At 57.9% G+C, this 1,769-nt stretch carries 2 protein-coding genes; one reads left to right on the forward strand and one right to left on the reverse strand.

Features of this window, described 5'->3' with window-relative positions; all coding sequences use genetic code 11:
• The first annotated feature begins 271 nt into the window (after positions 1-271).
• Positions 272-982 carry a hypothetical protein gene (locus tag AC1VAN_RS20725; protein ID WP_442251926.1) on the forward strand — a complete coding sequence of 237 codons (711 nt, stop codon included), beginning with the start codon at positions 272-274 and terminating at the stop codon, positions 980-982.
• A gap of 244 nt (positions 983-1,226) precedes the next feature.
• Here AC1VAN_RS20725 and AC1VAN_RS20730 read toward each other — a convergent pair.
• Positions 1,227-1,769: hypothetical protein (locus AC1VAN_RS20730; protein WP_480986623.1), on the reverse strand; the 543-nt coding region annotated here is incomplete at its 5' end.

The following is a 1,769-nucleotide window of genomic DNA, read 5'->3' on the forward strand; positions in this document are numbered from 1 at the left end:
TTTCAGAATCGTTGCATGGCGGGGAAGGGCGCTAGAGGCTTTGCCTGCAAGGGCTGCCGGCGGTGGCGGTTGGCCCGCATATTTCGTGCCGGTACCGACATGCTCTGGCCGGAAGTAGGGCAGACGCGACAAAGGGATGGACGGGTCGAGTCTCTTGATGGCCCTTCAGGGCGCCCGTCCGCTGCAATCAGAGTGCACTGCGTGGCTGACGCCGCGCTTACCGCCATGGCACTATCCGGGATGCGTCAGGGGCGCTTGAAAGGGGGAGTACATGGAAAGTACGCAAAAAGGGCTAACGATGGCCGATGTGGCTGGCTGGGGTTCGGCTGTCGTCACGTTTGGCCTGATTCAAGGCGCGCTCTATCTGAAGGCGTACTGGGGCCACTTTGGCCTTGATCCCTTTCAGTTTGTTGCCGTGAGCGAACTGGCCCTGGCTGGCCTGGCCGGCATCGGCATGGTGTTGTTTCTCATGCTGGTGGCCTTGCTGTTTAGCGGCTGGGTGGAGATAAAGGTGACGAGCGGCAGCGCCAAAAGCAAGCTGTTCGCATGGTTGTTTCCGCTGCTTTTCTTCACTGGCTTGGGGCTGCTGCTTTGGTGGTCGAACACGTGGCCTCTTCTGATACGGCTTCTTCTGACAATCATCTGTGCGCTGATCGTGCAACTTTCGCCGGTGGTGCCCGCGACGGTGAAGGATTCCCCTTGGCTGATCTATGCCTTGGTAATGCTGGTCTATGTCTCGATAGTGTCAAGCATGCTTGGTTCCGGGCGTGCCGCGACGGTTTCCTCTGGGGGCGGCAAGCACGTGACGGCTGTGACTGTTGATGGAAAGGTGCAGGGCGGCCTTAGCCTGATTGGTCGGCTTGGTGATAGCTATGCGCTATGGCACCCAGCGCGGAAAGCAGCCGTGCTTGTGCCTGTTGGCGATGTTGGGAGGTTGGAGATTGTGCGAAAGGGTGTGACGCCTGTTCCTGCTGCGAAATAGGGCTAGGTTCTGGCAAGCGCCAGGCAGGGAAGTGTTGTGCATCTGAGATCGCGGACTAGCGATAAGGGATGTTTATCGAGGGTAGGGGGGGGGTGCGCTTCTCGCTAGAATGTGCCGCCGTACCCGCATTAGTTCCGTCTTACTCCACTCCCACTTAATTTCCGGCGCCAGGTCACGGATTGAGATGAACGACGCGAAAGGCCTGCCGCTGCAACATCACTGGCGGCTTGGCCGAGCCGGAGTCCTATCTTCTACATCTCATCCGCTCAATCTCATTCAGGACTTGCTTGTCTAATGAACCGAAGTCACCCGGAATTTCATTGTCTGTGAAGAAGGAGTAAGTGACGCCAAAGTCGTCGCCATGGAGCACACGATTGCAGGAAACACTGCCCAACGTGTCGCAGGATGCCATTAGCTCATCGTCATCCATGGGTTGTGTTGCGCCACGTGCACTCGAGCGCCATACGAAAATGTGGCTCTTGTCGCCGCCGTCGGGAACGGCAAGCAATCCTTTCTCCAGCATCTTCGCGTCTTGCCAGCCTTCAATAGCGCTCGTACGCAGATGGGATCCTTGGGGGAGGTCGCCAAACCTTCTTCCAGGAAAGTAAGATTTGGCTACCACCGCTACCGAGATCAAATTACCGGGGCCGATACAAGCCTCGCTATGGCTGGAGTAACAGCCATGCAGGGTAAAGCCGCCGGCCACAGGATCCTCATGACCCCGCCGGGAAGGCGTCGCATCTAGATCGCCAGGAATGCAAAAGTCGGTCTTCGCACCATCGACACG

Source organism: Stenotrophomonas sp. 05L44_2 (assembly GCF_056665995.1).

Excerpts from the sequence above, each read along its gene's own strand:
- AC1VAN_RS20725 (WP_442251926.1), top strand. The coding sequence starts at position 272 with ATGGAAAGTACGCAAAAAGGGCTAACGATGGCCGATGTGGCTGGCTGG.